Here is a 25600-nt window from a genome sequence, read left to right as displayed (position 1 = left end):
CACCGCAAACCGTGATCGTCATGCCGACCCGCGCCCGGCTCGGACCGAACCGTTCGGTCATCGTTGCAGGCGCTCACCGGTCCCGACTTCCTGGGCGCCCGAGGCGTCTCCGCGCCTGACGCGGATCTTGGACTGCTTGTGGGGCAACTGCTCCCAGTCCTCCATGAGGCAGGCCGAGAGCGAGTGAGAGGCAGCGAGCTCGGTCAGTGTTTCGACCCGGTAGTAGAAGTCCTCGCGCAGAACGTGGTGTTCCTTCCCCGTGGTGCGGTTGAAGGTGAAGTCGAAGAACGCGTCCGGGGCCATGACCCGCGCGATGTGGCGCAGGCACTCGTCGATGACCTCGATCGGCGAGTGCGAGAACACGCTGTGCGCGTGCACCACCGTGAAATACCCGGAGGGCAGGGCGGAGAGGCGCAGATCGCGGACGAGGGTGAGGTGGGGGAGTTTCGCCTGGAGTCCGCGTGCGGCGAGAGTGTCGCCCGCCGCGAGGAGGATCTCGGGGGAGATGTCGATGCCGTGGTAGTGCCCGACGTCCAGATGCTCGATAAAGCGCCAGCCTGCGCGAAGACCGCCGCAACCGATCTCCAGCATGCGGTCTTCGGGGGCGAGCCCGTGCCGCAGCAGATAGTCGAACTGCATCTCGCCGAGCGCGAGCCACCGGTCCTCGGTCGCGCTCCCCACCGCGGCCGACGGGCTCTTGGCGGTGTCCGCCTTCATCACCGCGCGGTAGTAGGCCACATGGTCGCGGGCAGTGAGCCGCAGCCTCCAGTCGCGGCCGAGCCGGCGCAGATACGGCACGACGCGGTCGGGGTGCTGGGAGGCATAGCGGAGTCTGTGGCCGAGGCGGGCGCGATTGGTGGTACGGGATGCGGTCATCCTGGGGCCTCCTTCTTCGCGTGGGTCGTACGGGGTCCGAGGTGGGCGACGCAGCGGTCCCGGCCGAGGGCGTGCGGCAGAGGTACGGGCCGCCAGGTACGGGCATACGGGGGGGGCGATCGGTACGGCCGGATTGCCGGGTGATCCACAGCCCGGCGAACAAGGCAACCGCCCCTGCGCACCGACGGGGGCAGGACCTTCCGCCGGCCACACGGGGCGGCGAAGAGGGCGGTCCCGGACAGCAACGCGTGGTCGCCTTCGATGCCGAGCGCCCTGGTGACGTTGTCGCGGAGGATTCGTCGACGGGGCGGCCGGCGACGCGATAGATGATCTCCGCGGCGATGTCGATGGCGAGTTCGCCATCGACGTGGGCCGCCACGTGCACGCCGATCTCGTCCCCCGACGCGATGGTCGGCTCGACGATGCCCTGGATCGTCATGAGCTCAATCTTCCGCCCCCGGCGGCCGGCCGCAATGTTCGCGCGGGCAGCGCGTCAGGCGAGTGCGGTACAGCCGTGGACGAATGCGGTGACCCGGTCGCCGAAGGGTCGAGACGCGTCGGGCCCAGGACCTACCCCTCGGACTGCCGTTGTCCCTACCTATCGGACTGCCCGAGTGCCGAGCCGACGTGCTGCGGAGCTGATTCGACGCCTCGCCTGCTGGAGCGAAGGCCCATTCGGGTGACGTGCTCGCTCTCCCCAGCGGTGGGGAGAAGCCCGGAAGTACCGGCCTGGCGGGCGTTTCTGTCTTGTCCTCGTGATCGCCTTCGAGTGGCAACCCGACGATGGCCGATCCAGACTGAAGCGGATGGCTTCGTGATCAGGCAATAGCGCAAGGTCACACAGCCTTCGGATTGGGCGGTTCGGCCATTGCCCAGCGACGACACCGGACCGGCCGCCGCCGGCCAATGGTGTCGGCCTTTCATCTAGGAGCTCGAATGGAAGAGATGTCTGCCGACATCTTGATACCCGGGCCGGACGAGCCCTGGGTCGCCGGGCGTGGGAGTGCCGACCCGACGACGACAGACACCGAGCGGAGACTTTCCGAAGTACTTGCCGGAGTTGTGTGCGCCGAACGAATAGCGGCCGAAAGTAACTTCTTTGAAGACCTGGGCGCCAACTCCTTGGTCATGGCTCAATTCTGTGCACGGATCAGGAAGCAACCGGATCTTCCGTCCGTGTCCATGAAGGACATCTATCGGAACCCCACGATCCGAAGCCTGGCCGCGGCTCTCGCGGAGGCTTCTCCAGCCCCCGTCGATTCATCGCTTCCGGCGTCGGCAACTGAGCCCAAGGTGTCGCCGACACCGATCACAACGGCGAGTACACCGGCTTATGCCCTGTGCGGCACGATGCAACTGCTGTTCTTCCTTGGGTATTCCTTCGTCACCGGCGTTGTCACCGCTCAGGGCTATGAGTGGGTTGCCGCCGGCTCAGGTGTCCTCGGCATCTATCTGCGAGCGGTCCTGTTCGCCGGCATCGGATTCGTCGCACTCTGCGCTTTCCCGATCATGGCCAAATGGATCCTCATCGGACGCTGGAAACCCCGTGAGTTCCCGATCTGGGGTCTGACCTATCTGCGCTTCTGGATCGTCAAGGTGCTGCTCCACGCCAACCCCATGATCTTCTTCGTCGGCAATCCGTTGTATGTGCTGTATCTCCGGGCGCTCGGCGCGCGGATCGGCAAGAGAGTCACGATCCTCTCCCCCTCCATCCCGGTCTGCGCCGACCTGCTCACGATCGGCGCCGGTACGGTGATCCGCAAGGACTCGTCCTTCCTCTGCTACCGCGCGCAAGCCGGGCGTATCCAGACCGGACGGGTCACGCTCGGCCGGGACGTGTACATAGGGGAGAAGACCGTCCTCGACATCGACACGTCGATGGGCGACGGTGCTCAGCTGGGTCACACGTCCGCCTTGTACCGAGGCCAAGCGATCCCGGACGGCGAGCGCCGGCACGGGTCCCCGGCACAAGCCACGGAGACCGATTACGTGAGGGTCGCACCAGCTCCGTGCGGCGCGCCGCGCCGGTTCGGTTTCGGCCTGCTCACCCTGCTTCAACTGTTCTTCCTGTACATGCCGCTGGCGGTCGGCGGTGTGTACATGCTCGTCACCGAGGTTCCGACGTTCGGCAAGTGGTTCAGGGGCGAGGCGGCCCACGTCATGTCGTTGGAGTTCCTCCTCGACACGATGGCCGTATCCGCCCTGCTGTTCTTCGGCTCCGTCGTCGTGGGCATCGCCGTCGTGTTCGTCGTTCCACGGCTGCTGAATCTGGTCGTCGAGCCCGACAAGGTCTATCCGCTCTACGGCTTCCACTACGCAACACACCGGACGATATCCAGGATGACGAACCTGAAGTTCTTCACCTGGCTCCTCGGCGACAGCTCCTACATCGTCCCTTACCTTCGCCGCATCGGATACGACCTGTCCCAGGTCGAGCAGACCGGGTCGAACTTCGGCACGGAATTGCAGCACGAGACCCCGTTTCTGGCCTCCGTCGGCACGGGAACGATGGTGGCCGACGGGATCTCCATCATCAATGCGGACTACTCGAGCACATCCTTCGTAGTATCCCGGGCATCCATCGGACCGCACAACTTTCTGGGCAACAACATCGCCTTTCCCGCGGGAGCCAGGACAGGTGCCAACTGCCTGCTCGCGACGAAGGTATTGGTTCCCCTCGACGGTGAGATGCGCGAAGGGGTCGGACTGCTCGGCTCACCGCCCTTCGAGATTCCCCGGTCGGTGGAGCGCGACTCACGGTTCGACCATCTCCGGACCGGCGACGAACTGCGCCGCAATCTCGCCGCGAAGAACCGCTACAACCTCCGCTCCATGGCCCTCTTCCTGCTCCTGCGCTGGCTTCACACCGTCGCTCTCACGGCGCTCGGCCTCGCGGCCCTCGCTCTGTACGGTGCGCTCGAGCATGTGGTGATTGCCGCGTTCCTGGCACTCACCCTCGGATTCACCGCCATCTACTACGTCCTGGTGGAGCGTTGCGTCGCTTCCTTCCGCCCGCTGCGTCCCCAGTTGTGCTCCATATACGACCCGATCTTCTGGCTCCAGGAGCGCGTCTGGAAGGTGCCGGACGAATACCTCAACGTTTTCAACGGAACCCCCTTCAAGAACATGATCTGGAAAATGCTGGGGGTACGCATCGGCAGCAGGGTGTTCGACGACGGGTGCTATATCACGGAGCGGACGCTCGCCACCATTGGTGATGACTGCACGCTCAATAGCGGGAGCAAAATCCAGTGCCATTCGCAGGAGGACGGCACCTTCAAGTCGGATTACAGCGTTCTCGGCGCCAGTTGCACCCTCGGGGTCGGCGCGCACGTGCATTACGGCGTGACGATGGGTGACAGAGCCGAGATGGAAACCGATTCCTTCCTCATGAAAGGTGAGGAAGTCCCCCCGGACGCACGGTGGGGCGGGAACCCCGCCGCGGAGATTCCGTATGCCGCGACTCAACCTCGCGGCATGGACTCGGCCACGGCAGTAGGAACGTCCGCGACGAACGACGCTGCGGCGTCGGCGGGTTGAGGAAAACCATTCGATGGGAGCGCACGTGCAGGCGGACCGAGACTTCTGGAGCGGTGTGCTGGCCGCCGGTGGTTCCACCCCCGTGCCACGGTGGGTGCGGGAGCCGGTGGCGGGTGTGGCCGTGCACCAGACGGTGGTACCGGGCGATGTGTTCGAAGCGGTGCGCGGGCTGGCGGTGGAGTTGGGCGTGCCGGTGAGCGCGGTGCTGCTCGCCGCTCATGCCAAGGTGCTGGCCGCGCTGTCGGGCGAGCAGGAGGTGACGACGGGCTACGTCGCCGCGCCGGTGGACGGTCCGCTGCCGTGCCGACTGTCCGTCGCACCCGGATCGTGGCGCCAGTTGGTGCTGAGCGCTTGCGGCGTCGAGGCGGAATTGCTGGCCCATCGGGAGTTTCCGGTGGAGGAGCTGCGACGGGAGCTGGGGGCGACAGAGCCGTCGTACGAGTTCGTGTTCGACCCCGTCGGAACCGATGGTGAGCTGGTCGACGGCGCCGTGCTGAGGGTGGGCTGGTGTGATCGGGACGGGCGCCCGGTGATGCTGTCGCGGTATCGCACGGACGTGCTCGATGCCGAGTGCGCGGCCCGGATCGGCGGCTATCACCTGGCCGCGCTGGGCGCGATGGCGACTGACGTGGACGCCGAGCACACGCGGCAGGGTCTGCTGTCGCCCGAAGAAGTGCGCTATCAGATCGAGGGGCTCGCCGGGCCACGCCGGAAGCTGCCGGAAGGGCGGGCGCATGAGCTGTTCGAGCAGCGCGTGCGGGCGCATCCGGAGGCGGTGGCGGCTGTGCACGGCGATCACTCATGGACGTACGGGGAGCTCAATGCGCGGGCCAACCGGCTGGCGCGGGCGCTGCTGGCGCGCGGACTGGGCCGGGAACACGTGGTGGGCGTGGTCACCGAGCGCAATCTCGACTGGCTGGCCGCGGTGTTGGCGGTGTTCAAGGCCGGAGGCGTGTATCTGCCGATCGAGCCGCATTTTCCGGCCGGCCGTATCGCGGCGACGTTGTCGCGAGCCGACTGCCGGATGGTACTGACCGAGTCCGGCAGCAAGCAGGCCCTCGACCGGGCCCTGGACACGCTGCCGGACGTCGAGAGGCTGCTGGTCGAGGAGGCGTATGCGCAGCAGCACGCCGACGGTGACGTCGGGGTGAAGGTCACGGCCGATCAGCTGGCGTACATGTACTTCACTTCCGGCTCCACCGGGGAACCGAAGGGGGCGATGTGCGAGCACGCGGGCATGCTCAATCATCTGTACGCCAAGATCGATGACTTGGAGATCGGTCCGGGGCAGGTGGTGGCGCAGACGGCACCGCAGTGCTTCGACATCTCACTGTGGCAATTGGTGGCCGCGTTGCTCGTGGACGGGCGGACACTGCTGGTCGAGCAGGACGTGATCGTGGACGTGGAGCGATTCGTCGACACGCTGGTCCGCGGCCGGGTCGCGGTGGTGCAGGTCGTGCCCTCCTATCTGGAGGTGGTGGTCTCCTATCTGGAGCAGCATCCCCGCGAACTGCCCGACCTGGCATGTGTGTCGGTGACCGGCGAGGCGTTGAAGCGGGAACTGGTCCAGCGCTGGTTCGCCCTTCAGCCGGGGATCAAACTGGTCAACGCCTATGGGCTGACCGAGACTTCGGACGACACCAACCACGAGGTCATGGACGAGGTGCCGGACCGTGTGCTGTTGGGGCGTCCGGTCAACAACGTGCAGGTGTACGTCGTCGATGAGCAGCTGTCGCTGGTGCCGCTGGGCGCCCCCGGGCTGATCGCCTTCTCCGGGGTCTGCGTGGGCCGGGGCTACGTCAATGATCCCGAACGAACCCGGGCGGCGTACCTGGGTGATCCGTACCGGCCGGGCGAGCGGCTCTACCTGGGAGGCGACTGGGGGCGCTGGCATCCCGACGGCAAGCTGGAGTTCCTCGGCCGCCGGGACAACCAGGTCAAGATCCGCGGATTCCGTATCGAAATCGGTGAGATCGAGAACACCTTGCTGCGGGTTCCCGGAGTGCGGGACGCCGCGGTGGTCGTCGCCGAGCTTGCCGGCGACAGCAGGCACCTGATCGCCTTCTACACCGGTCGGTGCCAGGAGACGGCGGCGCTGCGTCAGGCGCTGGACGCCACACTCCCCGCCTATATGGTCCCGACCGCCTTTCACCGGCAGCCCAGCCTGCCGCTGACCGCCAACGGCAAGATCGACAGAAAGGCCCTGACCGCGCTGGCCGAACAGACCGCGCCGAGCATGGAAAACGATGTCGCCGGGGACGATCACCGCGCCCCGCGCACCCCGACCGAGCGGAAGCTGGTAGCCGCCTGGGCCGAGCTGCTCGGCGTCCCCCGGCACCGGATCGGACGGCAGGACCACTTCTTCGACTCCGGCGGCACCTCACTGTCGGCAGTGAAACTCAGCATCGCTCTGGACCGTGCGGTGTCCCTCAAGGACATCACCCGTCACCCGAAACTCGCCGACCTCGCCACGCTCCTCGACGGCACAGCCACGCAGCGTGCAGAGCTGCTACAACCGCTGTCGGAAGCGAAGGGTGCGCCGGAGTGCGCCCTGGTGTGTTTCCCTTACGCAGGCGGCAACGCGGTCAACTTCCAGCCGATGGCGAGCGCCCTGGCGGGCAGCGGGCCGGCGGTCTACGCCGTCGAACTGCCCGGTCACGATCTCGCCGCCCGTAACGAGCCGTTCGCGCCGATGGCGCAGGTGGTGGAGCAGGTCATCGCTGAGATCACCGGGCGTGGCCTGACCAGGGTCATGCTGTGGGGCCACTCCTCGGGCGCCGCGCCCGCCGTGGAAACGGCGAGAAGGCTGCAGGAGCGCGGGGTGGATGTACCGCGGGTGTTCCTCGGCGCGCAGCTGCTCGGCACGGCCATCGACCGGCGCGCCGCCATCACCGAACTGACGAGGCAGAGCGGCGCCGAGATCGCCGCGAGGCTGAGCGCCGACAGCGGCTACACCGAGCTCGGTGAGATCAGCGCACAGCACGCCGAGCATGTCGGGGCCGCCTACCGGCACGACTGCGTGTCCGCCCACCGCTACTTCGCCGATGTCCTGGAATCCCCGCCGTCGGTGAAGCTCTCCGCGCCGGTCACCGTGGTCGTCGCCGCCGACGACCCGAACACGGAGGACTTCCCCGACCGCCACCGGGACTGGCGGCTCCTGGCCGAGCAGGTGAACCTGCGCGAGCTCGCCGACGGCGGCCACTACTTCCTGCGCACCCGTCCGGCCGAAGCCGCGCAGGCCGTACTGAACGCCGTCGAAGTGCCGGCCCCCTCCTGAACGTCCTTGAGTCTCCCCGGTGACGAACGAAAGGAAAACGAGATGTCGTTCTCATCCCCGGCATCCACGCTTGAGGTGGAAATGCCATCGGGAAAGCCGCCGATCCTGCGTGTCGACGCCCCTGTCGAGGCGTCCAGGTGGGCGGCGGAGCACCGCGACGCGCTGCGGACGCTGGTCACCGAGCACGGAGTGGTTCTCGTCCGTGGTCTGGGGCTGCGGGAGCCGGACGAGGTCGGTGCGGTCTTCACGAAGCTGGCCGGTTCTCTGATGACGGAGAGGGAGGCTTTCGCCCCCCGGGAGACCTACGCCCCCGGGCTGTACTCCTCCACCACCTGGCCGACCAACCAGCCGATGTGCATGCACCATGAGCTGAGCTACCTGCTGGAGGTCCCCGGCCTGATGCTCTTCGCGTGTCTCGGCGCGCCCGGCCAAGGCGGGGCGACCGCGGTGGCCGACGCGGAAGAAGTGCTCCAGGCGCTGCCCGCCGCGCTGAGTGAGCGGTTCGAGCGTGAGGGCTGGCTGCTCACCCGCAGCTACAACGACGAGATCGGGGCGTCTTTGGCGGAGTCGTTCGGCACCGACGACCACGCTGCCATCGAGAAGTACTGCCGCGCCCAGGCCATCGACTTCGCCTGGCAGCCCGACGGGTCCCTGCGCACGCGGCAGCGCCGCAGCGCGGTGGTACGGCACCCTCTCACCGGCCGGCGCTGCTGGTTCAACCAGATCGCCTTCCTCAACGAGTGGACGCTTGCCTCGGAGGTCCGCGAGTACCTGGTGGACGTCTACGGCGCAGACGGACTGCCGTTCAACACCCGTTTCGGAGACGGCACTCCGATCGGCGAGGACATCGTCCAGCTGCTCAACACCACGTACGAGGACCACACCCGACGCGAGCCCTGGCAGGCCGGTGACGTGATGCTGGTCGACAACATTCGCACCGCACACAGCAGAGAGGCCTACACAGGGGAGCGCCAGGTGCTGGTCGCCATGGCCGAGCCCCAGCGACTGGCCGATGGCCGCCCGACCCCGGAGGCAAGTCAGCGATGAACCCTGTGACGTCCCCCGCCACCGCCGGGGGCACCGCCTCCCATCCGCCTTCGGCGCCGTCCTTCGCGGTGATCTCCGGTGCCCAGGTGCAGCAGGCGCTCGCCGGGCGTGAGAAGCAGATCGTGGAACTGGTCGAGGCCACTTACCGGCTGCACGGCGCCGGTGACTCGGTCAATCCCCCGTCGTACTTCCTGCGCTTCACCGACCGCCCCACAGCCCGGATCATCGCGCTGCCGGCCTCCATCGGCGGGCCGGTACGCGTGGACGGCCTGAAGTGGGTTTCCAGCTTCCCCGCCAACGTCGAAGCAGGCCTGCCCCGAGCCTCCGCGGTCCTCATCCTCAACGACCACGACACCGGCTATCCGTTCGCCTGTCTGGAAAGCTCCATCATCAGCGCCACCAGAACCGCCGCATCCGCTGCGCTGGCGGCGGACTGGCTCACCCGCACCAGGCCCCGCCCCACCCGTATCGGATTCTTCGGTACGGGGCTGATCGCCCGCTACATCCACACCTTCCTGGCCGGCACCGGCTGGACCTTCGACACCATCGGTGTGCACGACGTGTCCGCCGACAGCGCCGCCGGTTTCTGCGGCTATCTGCAGCAGGCCGGCACCACCGGCCAGGTCGTCAGCCACGGCAGCGCCGAGGACCTGATCCGCTCCAGCGACCTGGTGGTCTTCGCCACCATCGCAGGCAAGCCCCACGTCACCGACCCGGCGTGGTTCACCCACCATCCCGTGGTCCTGCATGTGTCGCTGCGCGATCTCGCCCCCGACATCCTGCTCGGCTCGGCCAACATCGTCGACGACGTCGAGCACTGTCTGAAAGCCGACACCTCTCCCCACCTGGCCGAGCAACTCGTCGGCAACCGCGGCTTCCTGGACGGCACCCTCAACGATGTCATGACAGGAAGGATCACTCTTCCGACCGACCGGCCTGTGATCTTCTCGCCGTTCGGACTCGGTGTCCTCGACCTCGCTGTCGGCAAGTACGTCTACGACGAAGTGGCCAGGGCCGGACACCTCCGCCTCATCGACGACTTCTTCCACGAACTGCGCCGATACGGCTGATCACCCTGTCCGTCAGCCCTGGCATCAGGAGGCCAGCGTGCCCGTCATCTCCGATCCCCATGCCTTCAACGAGAGTCAACTCTATGTCGACCTCCAGCCGATTTATGGGCGCTCCCTCTACCTGAAGTGCGAGGGCTTCAACTTCGCGGGCTCGATCAAACTGAAGGCCGCGGTAGAGATGGTGGAGGCCGCCGAGCGGGACGGACTCCTGATGCCGGATTCGATTCTGGTCGAGTCCTCGTCCGGAAACCTGGGTGTAGCGCTCAGCATGATTGCCGCGAGCAAGGGTTACCGGTTTCTGTGCGTGACGGACTCCCGTTGCAATCTGTCGACCAGATTGCTGATGGAGGCATTGGGCGGCGAGGTGCACGTCATCGCCGACCTGGACGCCAACGGCGGATTCCTCGGCGCGCGGATCGACTACGTACGCGAGTTGTGTTCCTCCGACGACCGATACGTGTGGCTCAGCCAGTACACCAATCCGGGCAACTGGCGGGCGCACTACCGCAAGACGGCGCCGGAGATCGCCCTCCAGTTCCCGCAGCTGGACGTGCTGTTCGTCGGGGCGGGCACCACCGGAACCCTGATGGGCTGCGCGCGCTACTTCCGCCAGTGGCACCGGCCCGTGCGGATCATCGCGGTGGACACCGTCGGCTCGGTGGCCTTCGGCGGTGAGCCGGGCCGTCGATTGATTCCCGGCCTGGGCATGAGCATGCGCCCGCCGCTGCTGGACGAGTCCTACGTGGATGAGGTGATATGGGTCGAGGAGGCCGACACCATCCGCGCCTGCCACCGTCTGGCCGGACACGGCTTCCTGTTCGGCGGCTCCACCGGAACGGTGGTCAGCGGCGCGATGGACTGGTTGGCTCAGAACGAAACGCCTGGCCTCACCGCTGTGTCCATCTCCCCGGACCTCGGAGAGCGCTACCTCGACACGGTCTACCAGACCACCTGGATACAGGATGTGTACGGCGACCAGATACTCGACTCGGAGGAAGTGACCGCCGGTTCCCGGGAAGCCCAGCCCATGCCGCGGAGACCGGGCCGACGCCGGAATCCGCAGAGCTGACGGCTGGGAGCAGGCTCGGGCCGTACACCAACGCCGAATCCGGCCGCGGACTGCCCAGCGGCCGGATGACCCCAGCCGTCCCCCTACGCACACGCGCCTCCGCTCCGGAGTCGACGGCTTCCTGCTCGAGGCCGTCCAAGGGTCCGAGGGATTCGTCGTGACGGCGACCTGCTGGATTCGGGCGGCGGTGACCGGCAACGCGGTCGTTGTCCCGTGCCCGGGAGCGGTCAGCCGGGCTTCTCGCCGGTTTCGCAGATGCGGCGGGCGATCTCGCGCAGTTTGATGTTGTGGTCCTGGGACGCCTTCTTGAGCACCTTGAACGCCGTGTCCTCGTTCAGACCGTGGCGCTCCATGAGGATGCCCATGGCCTCGCCGATCTCGTGACGGGTCTCCAAGGCGTGGCCGAGCTGCTGGTGCGTGCGAGACGCGGAGAAGGCCACGGCCGCGTGCGAGGCGAGGATCCAGCCGGCACGCCGAGCGGCCTCGTCGAAGGTGTCCGGCCGGTGGGAGTACAGGTTGAGAGCACCGAGCTCGTCGTCCTCGGTGAACAGGAGAAAACCCAACACGCTCCCGATGCCCAGCTTCCTCAGCTCGGGGGCGAAGCGGGACCAGCGCTCATGCGGCCGCCGCGAGTCCTCGATGGTGTAGACCTGCCGGCGCTCGGTCACGGCGTCGAAGCACGGGCCTTCCCTCAGATCCTGCTGTATCCGGTCCGCGCGGCGCACCACGTCGCTCGTCGCCGCCAGGGCGTGCACTTCACCCCGCCGCACGGTGAGAATGCCGGCGTCGTCGCATCCGTTGATCAGAACCGTCGCATGCTCCACGATGCGGTCCAAAGTGTCCTGGACCGAGTCCTGTGCCAGCAGATCCCGCGCCATTTCCGCCAAGGCGACCGCAAACCGCTCCCAGACCTCGCCGGGCTCATGGGACATGTGCCCACCTGCTTATCTGTTGAAGCGCCATCGCGCCTCATCCGCGGTCCCATCTTGCCACCTGGCCTCCCTGCCGCGCCGGACGGGCATTTTCAGGGGGCCGTGCCCGCGAAGGGCCGGCCGTCCATGTCCGTTTCAGTGCAAGCAGCCCGTTTCACGTTCAAGCAGTCCGTTTCGTGAGCCGGACAGTCGCGCCCCTCGCGCACGGACGCCCTTCGGCAACGGGTTCAGGGGAGTGTTCCGGAGCGGTCCCGACCGCGTTGTCAGTGCCCTCCGGAACAATGGTGAGCAGCGAGAACGTCACCGCTCCCGGCGGTACGCGATCGAACCCGTCCGTCGAAAGGCCGCCTGCACATGACGCCCGCTCTCCGCCGCCGCGCCGCGAGCCCCGACCGGAGCCCGCTGACGACGCTCCGCCCGGGAACGCCCGCTCCCCTCGGCCCCGGCGGTGCCGAGGTTCTGCGGCTCATCACCGTGCAGCGCGTCCCCGTCTGCCTCACCGTGCACGCCAACGGGCGTCGCCGGTACGGCTACTGGCAGGCACTCAGTTCCGGTACAGGGCGGGGAGGTTGCTATGTGGCCCTGCCCACCGACGAGTGTGACGCGCTGCATGCGGCGGGCCGGATCGTGCTGGGGGACCCAGTGGTGGATCCGTCGAAGACCACGTACCCGGTGCGCCTCGCCGTGCGGGGTGCACCCTCCGCGGCAGGGGCATCCCGACAGGTCCTCACGGCGTGAACTCGGGAAGTGGAGTGGCGGCCGTCGGTGGTCTTCACCCGGACCGGTGTCGATGGTCTTCACCCCGACCAGTGCCGTGACCGATCCCGTCGGCGCGCCCGCGGTGGTCCTTACCGGGGTGAGAGCGGTACGACGGCCGTGATGCGCTTACCTCCGGCGTGGAGGTCCGAGATGATGATGTCGCGGGCGAGGCGGCAGACGATCGGCCAGCCATGGCCCGCGATCCCTCCGGCCCCCGGTTCGTCGACGCGCCGTGGCGGCATGGGGACTTTCTGGCTGTGGTCGCTCACCGACAGGTGTATGTCCCCGTCGACCAGCATCACCTCGAACTCGGTGACACCACCACCGTGCAGCATCGCGTTCGTGGTGAGTTCCGAGGCGACGAGCAGGGCGTCGCCCACGGCGTCGTCTTCGCCTGTGGTGTCATGCCCGCGGGATCGTCGTGCGCCTTCCAGCACGTGCCTGACCGCCTCACGCACCTCGGCGGGACTGCGCGGTCCGGGCGAGCGCAGCCGGCCCGGGGCGGTCGCCGCGTCGGTGGAGTGCGGCCGGTGCTCCCCGCACATTTCTCTCTCCTTCGCCTGAAAAGACGCGGGCCCGCCGCAAGAGCGTGCGGCGGGCCCTGCGCAATGGGTGATCCTCAGTGCCGGAATACGTCCTTCGTTACGTCCTTCGTCTTTTCCTTGGCCTGGCGGGCGTCGCCCTTCGCCTGCTCCATTTTGCCTTCGGCGGTCAGACCCTCGTTGCCGACAGCACGCCCGGCGGCCTCCTTGGTCTTTCCCTTGGCTTGCTCCGCCTTGGCCTTTGCCTTCTGGTGCTTGGCCATGGAAGATCACGTCCTCACTGCTTCGACGGTGCGACCTACTACTACGGCTGACCGGGGAAATTCAGTCCAAACACGGCCGGTCGACAAATCTGCGGTTCCCCAAAAGGGTCGAATTATTCCTTTCTCGGAAAGGAAATTCCCCGCTGGGGACGGGCTGTGTGTGCCTTGCCTGCGCCGTGCGCCCGGCGCACGCTGGTCGTATGCGTGCTCAGGACGGCCCTACGCTCATCACTTCCGTGCAGCGCGCCTTCCGCCTGCTGGAGGCGGTGAGCGCGCACGAGAACGGCGCACCGGCGAAGCAGCTGGCACGCGAGACGGGCCTGCCCCTGGCCACTGCCTATCACCTGCTGCGAACGCTGTGTCACGACGGATATGTACGCAAGCTGGGCGACGGCGGGTTCGTCCTGGGCGACAAGCTGCAGACGCTGCACACCACAGGCCGCGGACAGGCGCTGCTCAGCCGTGTCCGCCCCACGCTCACCGCTCTGCGGGACGAGCTTGCGACCGCCACCTACCTCACCTTCTACGAGGAGGGCGAGATCCGGGTCGCGGAGATCGTCGACAGCCCCCGGGCGCCCCGGGTCGACCTCTGGGTGGGATTCGAGGATGCGGGGCACGCCACCGCGCTGGGCAAGGCCGTGCTGCGAGAAATGAACGACGACTCCCGCAAGGACTACCTCTCCCGGCACTTCCTCGCCGACCTCACGCCACGGACCATCACCAGCTCTCCGGAACTGCTCCGGCGACTCGACGACTCACCCGCGGCCCCGGCTGTCACGGACCTGGAGGAGTACGCCGTCGGCACGGTCTGCGTCGCCGTGCCCGTCTACAGCCGGGACACGCTCGGCTCGCTCGGTGTCTCCATGCCGGTGAGCCGGCTTTCCCGACTGGAGGAGATCCGGGCGCGGCTGATCTCGACCGCGAATCGCGTGACCAGGAGCCTTTCGCTCACTATCTGAAAATCATGTCCTTGCGGCACTCGAGCCGACCCCGTTTCCTGGATGAAACGGACATGTCGGGAGTTCTCTCCCTCCCGCGTACACCAGGTGAGGATTTGCGGACGAACATGAGTCAGGCCCGAGACCATGGTGGCGACCATTCGCCGGAGCGGCCCTGCGGGAACCGCATCGCCACTCTCGGAGCGTCGGTGCAGAGGCGTGCCGCCGCACAACTGGCCGCCGGTACGTCTGTACTGCCCGTGCTGATCGTCGTGGCCGTCGTGCTCGTCGATCTCCTATGCGGAGCAGGGATGGCCTGGCTGCCGCTGCTCGCGGCCGGGCCCGCGCTGGCCGCCACCACCAACGGGCCGCGCGGAGTCGTCTGCACCGGTTTCCTCGCGGTGACGCTGTGCGCGGCGCTCGGTATCCGGGACGGTGTTCGGGGCTGCGAACTGGCGGCCGTACTGTCCGCCCTGGTGACCGTGACTCTGGCGAGCGGCCTGGCCAGCGCGCTGCGCGGACGTCGTGAACGGGTGCTCGCGGACGTTCGCTCGGTCGCGGAGACCGCTCAGCATGCGCTCCTCAAGCCCGTACCGGAGACCGTGGGCCCCTTCCGGGTGGCCGTCCGCTACAGCGCCGCGGCGGCGGAGGCTCGTATCGGAGGGGATCTGTACGCACTGGTGGCCACCCCGTACGGGGTCAGGCTGATCGTCGGGGATGTGCGCGGCAAGGGGCTGCCGGCCGTGGGGACCGTTGCACTGGTGCTCGGTATCTTCCGAGAGGCCGCCTACGACGAGCCCGATCTCCTCGCCGTCGTCGACAGGATCGAGCGGAGCCTGGCGCGCAATCTCGGCAGTGACGACTTCGTCACCGCGGTGGTCGCCGGATACCCGCAGGCAGGCCATCTGGAGATCGTCAACTGCGGACACGCGCCTCCGCTGCTGGTACGCGCGTCCGGAAGCGTCATGGCGGTGGAGCCCACCCATCCGGTCCCGCCTCTCGGACTGCGCGCGCTCTCGGGCGAGGCCCCGAGCCTCCAGGTGCTGCCCTTCGCCGACGGAGAGCATCTGCTGCTCTACACCGACGGGGTCACCGAGGCCCGCGACCACGGCCGTGAGTTCTACCCGCTCGCCGAAGGGCTGGCCCGCCACGTGTCCGATGATCCGGCGCGCACCCTCACCGCCCTCCATGACGAACTGCTGGCGCATGTGGGTGGCCGACTGCACGACGACGCGGCGCTGCTCCTGCTCCACAAGCCGACCGCTTCCGAACCGACCGTTTCGACCGCTTCCGAACCGGCGGTTCCCGAATCGACAGTCTCGTCCCGTGCCCGTTCCCGGACCTCTGCCGCGGGCTCGGGCGGCGGAAGCCCGGCTGTCGCAAAGGCCGAAGGAGCGGCGGACCCGGGTGTCCCCTCGCCGCCTTCACGCCGGGCGGCCGCAACGGGAGCGTGGCTGCGTCCATGGAAGTGGGGTACGGGTTCGACCCCGGGGGGCGCTACGGCTACTGGCTGATGCCCGCATGGTCAAGACGTTCGCCGACGCGCTCATGTCCGCGGAGGCCGACGCCCCGTGCGGCTCGCCATTCCCGAACCGCGGCAGGGTGGTTGCTTCCCGCACTGGCTCCTTGAACGGCGGCGGGCCGAACAGGCCCTGATCTCGGTGGTCGCCACCGCCGGCGTTGGCGCGCGGTGACGAAGTGAGCACTCTCCACCGCGGCCTCAGCGCACCCGCCGCCGAGGGGGGGCGAGTCCCTGCTCGCCGACCGGACCGATCCGCAGGCATTGCGCCGGGCGATCGGCGACCAGAAGTGGGACGCGGCCTTCGACACCTGGAACGGAGCGCCCCGGGCTGTCGCCGACAGCAGCGCGCTCCTGGCCGACCGGGTCCGACACTTCGGGTACGTCGCCGGCTGGATGGTGTACCGAAACCGCACGGCGCCGACGAGCACGCCGCCGTGATCGACGGTGACCCGGACGACGAGGCCGGCGGGTTCTACCCCACGGCCAAGCGCGGCACCGAGCTCGCCGTGCTGCGCGCGTTCAAGGAACGCTCGCTGATCGCCCGCCTCAGCCGATGACGGAGTCGGTCGATCACGTCGCGCCCAGAGCATGAGCAGTCCGGTCCCAGGTGGCGGTCGTGACGCCGCGGGCACGCAGCACCGCCTTGCGGATCTTGCCGGTCTCGGTGAGCGGCAGCTCGGGAACCACGTCCACATAGCGGGGTACGGCGAAGGCGGGCAGCTCGCCCGCGCAGTGGTGGACCAGGTCCGCGGGATCCAGGACGCGGCCGGGCCACGCGACGACGGCCACCATGACCTCGTCCTCGGCCAGTTCCGAGGCGACGGGGAAGGCCGCGACCTCGGAGACCGCAGGGTGTGAGCGGACGGCCGACTCCACCTCGTACGAAGAGATGTTCTCGCCGCGGCGCCGGATGACGTCCTTGATCCGGTCGACGAAGCGGAACCAGCCGTCGGGCTCTCGGATCACCCGGTCACCCGTCCGGCGCCACGAGTCGGCGGGCTGCGCCGGGTCTCCCAGATAGCCGGTGGAAAAGGCGTAGCGCTGATGGCTGCGTACGATCAGCTCGCCGGGCGTGCCGTCCGGGACGGGCGCGAGGTCCTCGTCGACCACCCGTGCGGAGAAGCCTTCGCGCACCGTGCCGATGAGGCCGGGCCGTTGCTCCTCGGGGGTGGACCCGATGACGAGGTTCGTCTCCGTGGAGCCGAACCCGTCGACGAGCGTGATGCCGAAGCGCTCACGGAAGGGCCGCCACGCCGGGCCCGGCGTGGCGGGGGACAGCCCCCGCCGGGCCCGATGAGCCTGGTCCTGGGGACCCGGAGGCTGCGCCAGCAGCATGGGCACCATCGCACCCAGCAGGTATACGACGGTGGCGTCGGCCTCGGTCAGCCGCGCCCAGTACTTGGCGGGGGAGAACCGCTCGCCGAGTGCGTACGTGGCGCCCACCGCGATGGCGTGCGCCAGCGTGTTGAGGGCGTTGGTGTGGAACAGCGGAAGGCAGTTGTAGAGCACGTCGTCGGCGTTCAGGCGCAATGAGCCCGCGACATTGCGGCCCCACCAGGCGAACTGGGCATGCGGGCAGCACACGCCCCGCGGCGTCCCTGAGGTGCCCGACGTGAACAGGATCGAGGCGGTGTCGTACGGACGTACCGCGGCGGGCGGGAGCGCCTCGGCCTCGGCCGGTGCCGGGGCGTCCTCCTCGCCCACGATCCAGAGCGTCCCCCGGAAGCCTGCCTCGGCCACACGGTCCGCCGACTCGGCCTCGGCGAGCAGAAAGGACGGCTTCGCCTCTCGTAGTACGTGTTGCAGTCCCTGGCCGCGCAGGCCGGTGTTGAGCGGCACCAGCACCGCGCCGAGCCACGCGCAGCCGAGGATCAGATCGACGAACTCGATCCGGTTGGAGAGCAAGGCCGCGACCCGGTCGCCGGGGCGACAGCCCCGCGCGGTGAGCGCTCCGGCCATCCTCGCCGCGGCCTCACGCGTCTGCCGGTAGGTGCGGTCCGTCCTGCCCGCGCGGAGGAAGACCCGGTCGCCGTACTCCTTTGCCGCGGCGTCGAGCAGCCCCGGGATCGTCATGCCGTTCACACGAGGACTCCGGCCTCGTGCAGTTGCCGAAGCCGCTGCGGTGCGATGCCCGCCCAGTCGCGCAGGACCGCGTCGGTGTCGGCGCCGAGCAGCGGGGCGGGCTTGTGGATGCCGCCGGGCGTGCGCGTGAGACGGATCGGTACCCCTTCGTGGAGGAAGGAACCCGCGGCCGGGTGCTCCATGCGTACGTAGAACCCGCGGGCCCGTAGCTGCGGGTCGTTTTCCACGAGGTCCCGGCCGTCCCGTACCGCTCCGGCCGGTATGCCACGCTCCTGGAGCAACTCCGCGGCGGCGTCGGCGGGCATTCCGCGGAACCAGGCGCCGAGCGCGTCGTCGATCAGTGTGCTCTCACGCCTGCGGCCCTCGGCCGTGCGGGTCCGCTCGTCGGTGGCGAGTTCGGGCTGCCCGATCACCTCGCACAGCGCTGCCCACTCGGCGTCGCAGCGGACACTGACCGCCAGCCAGCGGTCGACGCCGAGGCACTGGTAGACGCCCTGCGGGCTCCAGCTCGGGTGGGTGTTGCCGATCGGCGCGGTCCCGGGCTCCGCGAGAAGGCTGGTGCCCATGTGGGCAGTGATCGCCTCGAGTTGGGACAGGTCGATGTGCTGCCCGCGGCCGGTCTCCGCCCGGTACTCGAGAGCGGCGACGGTGGCGAGAGCGGCCTGAAGGCCCGCGACGATGTCGCCGTGGCCGTAGATCACGCCCACCACGTCGTCCGGTCCCCAGCCGGTCAGTCCGGTCAGCCCCGCGCTCGCGGAGACGGTGTCGGCGTACGACACCCAGCCGTTGCGTGGCCCGGTGTGTCCCATTCCCGACATGCTCACGTACACGATGCCCGGGTTGATCTCCCGGAGCGTGTCGTAGCCCAGGCCGAGCTTCTTCATGACCGTGGAGCTGAAGTTCTCGACCAGGACGTCGCAGGAGACGATGAGTTCGCGGAGCACCGCGATGCCTTCCGTGGACCTGGTGTCGAGCGCGACGCTGTGCTTGTTGCGGTTGACCTCGTTGAAGTAGCCGTTGGTGTTGGGATCGTTGTGAGGGCCTCGCGAGAGGTGCATGAAGGGCGCGAACCGGGTGGGGTCGGGTCGCCCCGCCGACTCGACCTTGACCACTTCGGCGCCGTGGTCGGCCAGGACCTTGGTGCAGTACGGGCCGGCGAGCACCCAGGTCAGGTCGAGGACGCGGACACCGTCCAGCGCGGGCCTCGACGGTGCCGTTTGCGCAGCGCATGTGGGCCGCACCGCCCGAAGACCATCGAGCAGACCCTGGTCGTCGCCCGGCTCCCGGACGTCGAGCGCCTTGACGCGGCGGCCTTCGGGAAAGGCGAAGGGGAAGCCCAGGTCTGTCCGCTGTCCTTGCGAAGTCCGTACCTGCGTGAAGAACGCGCGGGCCGTGAGCTGCGGGTTGTCCGGAAGCTCCTGAGGCAGGTCGACCGCCGCCCAGGGCAGCTTCCGGGCCTGAGCCAGCTCGGCGAACTCGGCCTTGGGCCAGGCGCCCACGAAATCCTGGACGACCTTGAACACATGCTCCTGGTGCTTCTTGCGCTCGACGGGGTCCTGCCACCGGGGCTCCGCCAGATCGGCCTCCGCCCCCTCCTCGCGCAGCCACGCGAGCAGCGCGTCCCACATACGAGGACTGCCGCCGAGCCCGCCACCGAGATAGCCGTCCGCGGCCCGGAACAGGCCGTGCGGTACGAGCGGATGCACCCGTCCCGGGCGGGGCGGGACCCGGTCCTCGTGCAGATAGGCCAGTGTCCCCGCCTCCAGGGCGGCGGCGACACAGGCCTGGGCGGAGACGTCTATGAGCTGCCCCGGGCCGTGGCGGCGCGCCCGAAGGCCCAGCAGGACGGCGATCGCGGCGTTCACGCCCGCGAGTTGCTCCGCCTGGTTCTCCGGCAGTCGCAGGGGCGGACTGTCGGGGTCGCCCACCTGCGCGAGCATCCCGCCCAGCGCGGCCACCACGAGATCGCTGCCCTGCCAGTCGCTGCGAGGGCCGACGAGGCCGAACGGAGTGACGCGCACCCGCACGAGGTGGTCGAGTCCATCGGCACGCGACTCCGTGCCGTGCGGGGATCCGTCGAGCAGGGCGTCGGCTCCCTCCAACAGGCGCCGCAGGTCGACGGTGCCTTCGGGCGTGGCCACATCGAGGATCACCGAGCGCTTCCCGGCGTGCCAGTGGGCGAACGAATCGCCGTTGAGCTCACGTCGGCTGCCGTCGCCCTCCGGAGGCTCGACCAGCACCACCTCGTAACCCAGTCCGACCAGCAGCCTGCCCGCGAAACGCGTGAGAGGGCTGGACAACTCGACGACTCGCCCCACTGGTTCGCTCACATCTCCTCCGATCCCGCGCCTGCCTGTTCCGTGGTCTGGTGAATCATCAGTCATGGTGCTGATTCAGAAACCCCGTCACCGCTGTGTAGTAGTCGTACGGTCGTTCCTCCTGGGGATGGTGGGAGACCTTGCTCATCACGTGGAGGTTGCCCCTCGGCACCATGCGGGCCAGCATCAGCGGGTAGTCCGGAGTCAGGAACGCGTCGTACATGCCCCACATGAAAAGTGCCGGCGCTTCGATGCGGCCGAGTTCGGCAGTGAGGTCCTGCCAGTCCCCGCGCGGGTTGTCCGACGCGCCGGCGAGCGCGGTCTCCTCGGGGTCGAGGCTCTGCTCGTGGCGCAGCGTCACGGTGCCGTCGGGGATGGCATCCGGGTCGTACCACTCCATGCGGGCCATCAGTTCCCGCATCTTCTGCCATGACGGGCCGGTTCCGCCGTAATACGCGTCGCGGGCGTTGCGTCCTCGACGACTGCCTTCCGGCAGGGGAGCGAGAGGGCCGTAGAAGACGGGCATGCTGCCGGTGACGACAAGGGATCGCACGCGCTCGGGGTAGGTGGCGGCCAGGTTGAGCGCGATGGTTCCACCCCATGAGTTGCAGACGAAGTCGGCACGCTCCAGGCCCAGCGAGTCCATCAGCGCCACGGTCTTGGCCGCGTGGAAGTCCCACATGGGGCCTTCGATGACGGGCTTCGCGGACTTGCCGTACTGCAGAATGTCGACGAGGAAGCACCGGCGGTCGGCGGCGAACAGCGGCGCCACCTGGCCGAAGTCCGACCAGCCGGTGCACCCCGGGCCGCCTCCGTGCAAGAAGACGGTCGGGGTGCCTTCGCCCAGCTCGACGTAGTGGTACTTGACGCCGTCGGCTTCCGCATAGGCCCCCTGCGGGGGCGCCTGAATGTCCATGAGATCCATGCCCCGATGCTGTCCGACAGCGCATTCCCGCCCAAGCGGTCCGGTCCGCTGAGCGAGCCGATTCCGTAACCGCCGGAATCCTCCACGCCCAGCCTCCCGGCAGCACCGCGAGCAACGCCACCTCGGCGTCGTGCGGGTCCGGGACGCCGCTCGGACAGGTCGCGCATCCGGTTCACGGGTAGGTCGACATCCGGTTTCAGATGAGATCGAGTGCCACCTTGCCGATCGCGTCGCCGGTGCGCAGCCGTTCCACGGCTTCGGCCAGCCGGTCGGGGCCGTACCGCTCGACGGGCAAGGTCAGCTCACCTGCCGTCAGGTCCGCGAGCAGCCGGTCCGCGTCCGCCATGACCTCCTTGGTCCGCGACATCAGGTTGACGGGCAGCAGCGCCACGTCGGCCAGGAGCCAGTCCGCCAGATCCACGCCGAAGTCACGGCCGGCGGTGTAGCCGACCAGTGCTGCCCGTCCACGCGGGCGGACCAGTCCGAGGGCGTTCCGCAGCACCGTGCCGCCGACGGTGTCGATGAGCGCGTCGACAGGCCCTCCCACCGACTCGACCGACAACTCGCTCGCCAGAAGGGGCTTGCCGGGAGACGGGACGTGAGCGAGCTTGGCCGGACGGCCGACCACGCCGATCACCTCGGCCCCGGCGCGCGCGGCCACCTGCACGGTCAGGGCGCCGACCGCACCCGCCGCCCCGGTCACCAGGACCCGCTCTCCCGGCCGGATCGCCGCGACCGAGTGCACCGCGGCCCAGGCGCTGCCGGCCGGTGAGAAGAAACTGCACGCCATGGCGGGATCCGTGCCCTTGGGGACCGGGGCCGCGGCCGAGTCGGGCACCGTGACGTGGTCGGCCCAGCAGCCGTCCCGACTCATCCCCAGCCCCTTGCCGCGGAGCCACACCAGGCTGCCCTCGGCATGGGTGTCCGAGGAATCGACGACTCCGGCGGCCGTGGTGCCCGGCACCGTCGGCAGATCCGGGAGGATGCCGAACCTGCCGTCCAGGATGTTGAGATCGAGGTGGGACACCTGCGCCGCCCGCACTCGTACGAGTGTCTGGCCGGGCTGCCGTTCGGGTACCGGCCGCTCCAGCAGACGGGGCAGCGAGCCGAACCGCTCCAGAACCAGAGCCCGTGACGTTTTGCCGCTCACATCTTCACCCCGTATCGCCTCAGGCCGCGGGTGGCGACGACGCGCAGGACGCGGTCGAACACGAACCCGAGAATGCCCAATGTAATGATCCCGACGAAGACCCAGTCGATGCGGCCGTAGTTGCGGGAGGTCCAGATCAGCGATCCCAGACCGACCTGCGCGGCAACGATCTCGGCCGACACGATGGTCAGGAAGCTGTTGCCCAGCGCCAGCCGCGCTCCGGTGACGATGTGCGGCACGGTCGAGGGCAGCACGATGTTCCTTACGATCTGTCGGCGGCCGGCGCCCAGGCTGGCCGCGGCCCGCAGCTTCGACTCGTTGACCGCCACCACCCCGGCGATGGTGTTCACGGCGACGAGGAAGACCGCCGTGTAGAAGATCAGCACGACCTTGGACGACTCGCCGATGCCCAGCCACACCACCGCCAGGGTCACGAACGCGACCGGCGGGATGAACCGGAAGAACTCGATATAGGGCTCCAGAAGTTGCCGCATGACCGGCACCTGCCCCACGAGCAGGCCGACCGGAACGCCCACGACCAGGCCGAGTCCCCAGCCGATCAGTATCCGGCGACTGGAGGCGACGATCGAGTTGAACAGGGTGCCGTCGCCCGCGAGTTCCCGGGCCGCGGCCAGAGTCTGCCGCGGGGAGGCGACCAGACTGGAACCGTATTTCATCGCCACCAACTGCCAGATGACGATGCCGACGACGACGGACACCGTGTACAGGCCGGCCTTGCGGAGTTGTTCCGTGACCGTCGTCCGCACCCGGCGCCGCTCGATGGGTGGTGTGGCAGGGGCGTCCGCCGGTATGACCGTCATCGTTCCTCCTCCGGGTCGAGCCCCTGGTCCCGCAGGGCCTTGCGGACTTCTTCGCCGATGTCGCTGCGCAGGGCGCGGCGCAGCTCGGCCACCGCGGGGTCCGACTCGTCCCGGGGCCTGGGCAGGTCCACCGGGTAGACGGACTTGATCGAGGCCGCCGGTCCCGCGGTCATGACGGCGACCCGGTCGGCCAGCAGGATCGCCTCGTCGATGTCATGGGTGACGAACACGACCGTGCAGCCGGACGCCTGCCAGATACGGTCCATCTCCTCCTGCATCACCTGCCGGGTCTGTGCGTCGAGCGCGCCGAACGGCTCGTCCATCAGCACGACCCGCGGTTCATTGGCCAGCACCCGGGCTATCTGCACACGCTGGCGCATGCCCCCGGACAGCTGTCCTGGGAACCGGTCGGCGCAGTGCCGCAGCCCCACCAGGCCGAGGTATTCGTCGGCCAGTTTCGACTGCCGCGCCCGGGACAGCCCGCGCATACGGGGGCCGAACGCGACGTTCTGACGCACTGTCATCCAGTCGAAGAGGGCCTCGCTGCTCTGGAAGACCATGCCGAGCTCGGGGGCAGGGCCGATGATCGGGGCACCGCCGACGGTGAGGCTGCCCTCGTGCACCGGGACGAACCCGGCGAGGGAGGAGAGCAGAGTGGACTTGCCGCAGCCGCTCGGGCCGAGCAGGCAGAGAAACTCACCGGCGGCGACATGCAGCGAGATGTCCTGCACGGCGTGGAAGGAGCCGAACCGGATGCCCACTTTGTCGGCGGACACGGCCGCGCCGCGGGCGCCCTCTCGGAGGGCGGGGCCGGACGGCGGCCGGTCCGCCCTGATGGCCTTCGTCATCACGATCCCTTCGTCTGCTGGGTGACTGGGTGAACCACCCCTGCGACACGGCCTTGGTGACATCGGGCCCGGCTTTGACCTTGCCGGTGTCCCCCGTAGAACTGGGCGGTGTCGTGGCAAGGGGAGCCGCTGATTTCGGACGTTCATCGGGGTGGGGACCTGAATTGGCGAACCGTAGAACGCGGGGCGGCGGGCACGCATGGATAGGGGTCCGCTGAGCGGGACGTGCGCCTGCCGCGGAGTTCATGGGTCTCGCCCCACCGCCCGAAGGGAAGCCCCCAAGATCCGGAGCGGTCTGCTCAGCGGGACGGTTCCGTAGGCAGGTCCGCTGCGTCCCCCGATGCTCAAGGTCTGTTCCGACGGCAGCAGGAGGTCACGCACGATGGCGACGGGTGAAAGCGCGCTCGACTCCAGGAGCGCCGGTCGAACCGGCCGCAGAGCAACAGGCCAACCCGGTCGGCAGGACTGGTCGTCATGGCCCCATTACGACGCAGCGGCCGAGGGATTCCGCGGGTACTGGTATCCGGTCACGTGGTCCAGCCACATCACCGGCAAGCCGCTCCCGTTCACGATCTGCGGCGAGAAGATCACGCTGGTCCGGGACGGCGGCAGTGCCTACGCGCTGCACAACCGCTGCCCGCACCGCGGCGTGCCGCTGTCCGAGGGCAACCAGCAGTTCCCGGGAACGCTCAGCTGCCCGTACCACGGTTGGACGTTCGACTTGCCCACCGGCAAGTTGTGCGCGGTCATCACCGACGGCCCCGACTGCCGTCTGACCGGCAAGGTCGAGGTGCGGACCTATCAGGTCGAGGAGCGCCTCGGCATGGTGTGGGTGTACATACCCGTCGCCGACGAGGAGCCGCACTCGATCGACGAGCAGCTTCCCGAGGAACTCGTCTCCAACGCCTTCGTCATGGGCGGCCGCATCGATCCTCGCGGCGGCAACTGGCGATTCGCCTGCGAGAACGGCTTCGACGAGGGCCATGCCAAGTATCTCCACCGCACCGCACTGTGGCGGCTGTTCAAGGCGATGCCCACTTGGAACGTGACCCGGATCGTCCCGCAGGGCCGCTGGATCTTCCGGGTGCAGGACGAGGTCCACTGGGAGGCGGACTTCCCCGGTGTGGGCCGCTGGTCCAACAAGCGCTGGTGGAAGAAGCAGCCGCCCAAGGGGACCTTCAACCTCGGCAACACCGGCGCGCCGGCCAAGACCGACCCGACGATCGAGGCCCAGGAGTTCCCAGGGTTCGCGTCCCTGTCGATGCCCGGTGTACTGCGCATCGCCTACCCCAACTTCATCCACTACGAGTTCTACGTCCCCGTCGACGCCGACAACCACCGCTACGTCGGTGTGATGGTCAACTTCACCGAGGGCTGGAAAACCGTCGGGTTCTACGCCAAGTACCTGGGAGCCATCCGCTGGCTGTTCCACGGACAGTTCTCCGGCCAGGACGCCTGGATGGTCGACATCACCGACGCGCCCCCGGAGAAGCTCTACCGCCCCGACATCTCGCTGACCGCCTGGCGGAACCTCAGCGAGGAGGAGTACGGCAAGAAGCTGGCCGCGGCCGGTGTCGGACCCGTCGACGGAAAGAAGGGATGACCATGGGCCGCACACTGT

The 25600-nt window shown here is 68.5% G+C and carries 20 protein-coding genes and 1 pseudogene; 11 read left to right on the top strand and 10 right to left on the bottom strand.

Annotated elements, in window-relative coordinates; genetic code table 11:
* Positions 1-57: 57 nt before the first annotated feature.
* Positions 58-876 carry a methyltransferase gene (locus ACX28W_RS01075; RefSeq protein ID WP_458996836.1) on the bottom strand — a complete coding sequence of 273 codons (819 nt, stop codon included), beginning with the start codon at positions 874-876 and terminating at the stop codon, positions 58-60.
* Between the two features lie 936 nt (positions 877-1812).
* Between ACX28W_RS01075 and ACX28W_RS01070 the strand changes: the two genes are divergently transcribed.
* The 5 genes from ACX28W_RS01070 to sbnA are packed head-to-tail and all read left to right on the top strand — an operon-like array spanning position 1813 to position 10879.
* Complete coding sequence (locus ACX28W_RS01070) at positions 1813-4416, top strand: Pls/PosA family non-ribosomal peptide synthetase (protein WP_458996835.1); 2604 nt, start codon at positions 1813-1815, stop codon at positions 4414-4416.
* Positions 4417-4429: 13 nt separating this feature from the next.
* Complete coding sequence (locus tag ACX28W_RS01065; protein ID WP_458996834.1) at positions 4430-7693, top strand: non-ribosomal peptide synthetase; 3264 nt, start codon at positions 4430-4432, stop codon at positions 7691-7693.
* A 42-nt stretch (positions 7694-7735) separates the two neighbouring features.
* Positions 7736-8740 carry a TauD/TfdA family dioxygenase gene (locus ACX28W_RS01060; RefSeq protein ID WP_458996833.1) on the top strand — a complete coding sequence of 335 codons (1005 nt, stop codon included), beginning with the start codon at positions 7736-7738 and terminating at the stop codon, positions 8738-8740.
* A complete protein-coding gene (gene sbnB / locus ACX28W_RS01055; RefSeq protein WP_458996832.1) occupies positions 8737-9810 on the top strand; it encodes a 2,3-diaminopropionate biosynthesis protein SbnB in 1074 nt (357 codons plus the stop codon). The genes ACX28W_RS01060 and sbnB overlap by 4 nt, the downstream gene beginning before the upstream one ends.
* Before the next feature lie 37 nt (positions 9811-9847).
* Complete coding sequence (gene sbnA / locus ACX28W_RS01050; protein WP_458996831.1) at positions 9848-10879, top strand: 2,3-diaminopropionate biosynthesis protein SbnA; 1032 nt, start codon at positions 9848-9850, stop codon at positions 10877-10879.
* 227 nt (positions 10880-11106) lie between these two features.
* On the opposite strand, the gene ACX28W_RS01045 is transcribed toward sbnA, so the two are convergent.
* Positions 11107-11811: a GAF and ANTAR domain-containing protein gene (locus ACX28W_RS01045; RefSeq protein WP_458996830.1), complete on the bottom strand. Its 705-nt coding sequence runs from the start codon at positions 11809-11811 to the stop codon at positions 11107-11109.
* Positions 11812-12165: 354 nt separating this feature from the next.
* On the opposite strand from ACX28W_RS01045, the gene ACX28W_RS01040 reads away from it, so the two are divergent.
* Complete coding sequence (locus tag ACX28W_RS01040) at positions 12166-12549, top strand: hypothetical protein (RefSeq protein ID WP_458996829.1); 384 nt, start codon at positions 12166-12168, stop codon at positions 12547-12549.
* 110 nt (positions 12550-12659) lie between these two features.
* Here ACX28W_RS01040 and ACX28W_RS01035 read toward each other — a convergent pair whose 3' ends face one another.
* Together ACX28W_RS01035 and ACX28W_RS01030 are read right to left on the bottom strand one after the other, a co-directional pair.
* Positions 12660-13115: an ATP-binding protein gene (locus tag ACX28W_RS01035; RefSeq protein WP_458996828.1), complete on the bottom strand. Its 456-nt coding sequence runs from the start codon at positions 13113-13115 to the stop codon at positions 12660-12662.
* Between the two features lie 74 nt (positions 13116-13189).
* The gene (locus ACX28W_RS01030) at positions 13190-13375 is read right to left on the bottom strand and encodes a CsbD family protein (RefSeq protein ID WP_458996827.1); all 186 of its coding nucleotides are present in this window, start codon (positions 13373-13375) and stop codon (positions 13190-13192) included.
* 200 nt (positions 13376-13575) lie between these two features.
* Between ACX28W_RS01030 and ACX28W_RS01025 the strand changes: the two genes are divergently transcribed.
* The 4 genes and pseudogenes from ACX28W_RS01025 to ACX28W_RS01010 all read left to right on the top strand — a co-directional run bounded on the left by ACX28W_RS01025 (position 13576) and on the right by ACX28W_RS01010 (position 16392).
* A complete protein-coding gene (locus ACX28W_RS01025) occupies positions 13576-14334 on the top strand; it encodes an IclR family transcriptional regulator (protein WP_458996826.1) in 759 nt (252 codons plus the stop codon).
* A 107-nt stretch (positions 14335-14441) separates the two neighbouring features.
* Positions 14442-15599, top strand: a pseudogene (locus ACX28W_RS01020) (PP2C family protein-serine/threonine phosphatase); the annotation flags it as partial.
* 497 nt (positions 15600-16096) lie between these two features.
* A complete protein-coding gene (locus ACX28W_RS01015; RefSeq protein ID WP_458996825.1) occupies positions 16097-16273 on the top strand; it encodes a hypothetical protein in 177 nt (58 codons plus the stop codon).
* On the top strand, positions 16270-16392 hold the full coding sequence (locus ACX28W_RS01010; protein WP_458996824.1) for a hypothetical protein: 123 nt from the start codon (positions 16270-16272) through the stop codon (positions 16390-16392). The genes ACX28W_RS01015 and ACX28W_RS01010 overlap by 4 nt, the downstream gene beginning before the upstream one ends.
* A 13-nt stretch (positions 16393-16405) precedes the next feature.
* On the opposite strand, the gene ACX28W_RS01005 is transcribed toward ACX28W_RS01010, so the two are convergent.
* From ACX28W_RS01005 to ACX28W_RS00980, 6 genes are all read right to left on the bottom strand, one after another.
* The gene (locus ACX28W_RS01005) at positions 16406-17908 is read right to left on the bottom strand and encodes an AMP-binding protein (protein ID WP_458996986.1); all 1503 of its coding nucleotides are present in this window, start codon (positions 17906-17908) and stop codon (positions 16406-16408) included.
* 5 nt (positions 17909-17913) lie between these two features.
* The gene (locus ACX28W_RS01000; protein ID WP_458996823.1) at positions 17914-20247 is read right to left on the bottom strand and encodes a CaiB/BaiF CoA-transferase family protein; all 2334 of its coding nucleotides are present in this window, start codon (positions 20245-20247) and stop codon (positions 17914-17916) included.
* 46 nt (positions 20248-20293) lie between these two features.
* Entirely contained in the window at positions 20294-21160 is an 867-nt protein-coding gene (locus tag ACX28W_RS00995) for an alpha/beta fold hydrolase (protein ID WP_458996822.1), read from the bottom strand.
* Positions 21161-21356: 196 nt separating this feature from the next.
* The gene (locus tag ACX28W_RS00990) at positions 21357-22310 is read right to left on the bottom strand and encodes a quinone oxidoreductase family protein (protein WP_458996821.1); all 954 of its coding nucleotides are present in this window, start codon (positions 22308-22310) and stop codon (positions 21357-21359) included.
* Positions 22307-23131, bottom strand: coding sequence for an ABC transporter permease (locus tag ACX28W_RS00985; protein WP_458996820.1), 825 nt, complete (start codon positions 23129-23131; stop codon positions 22307-22309). The genes ACX28W_RS00990 and ACX28W_RS00985 overlap by 4 nt, the downstream gene beginning before the upstream one ends.
* Complete coding sequence (locus tag ACX28W_RS00980) at positions 23128-23979, bottom strand: ABC transporter ATP-binding protein (RefSeq protein ID WP_458996819.1); 852 nt, start codon at positions 23977-23979, stop codon at positions 23128-23130. Before ACX28W_RS00980 ends, ACX28W_RS00985 begins: the two co-directional genes overlap by 4 nt.
* 382 nt (positions 23980-24361) lie before the next feature.
* Between ACX28W_RS00980 and ACX28W_RS00975 the strand changes: the two genes are divergently transcribed.
* Positions 24362-25582 carry a Rieske 2Fe-2S domain-containing protein gene (locus ACX28W_RS00975; RefSeq protein WP_458996818.1) on the top strand — a complete coding sequence of 407 codons (1221 nt, stop codon included), beginning with the start codon at positions 24362-24364 and terminating at the stop codon, positions 25580-25582.
* The last annotated feature ends 18 nt before the right edge of the window (positions 25583-25600 follow it).

It is taken from the genome of Streptomyces sp. SD15, from assembly GCF_054462255.1.
Note: the sequence above shows the minus strand (reverse complement) of the source record. Positions and strands in the feature narration are given on the sequence as shown.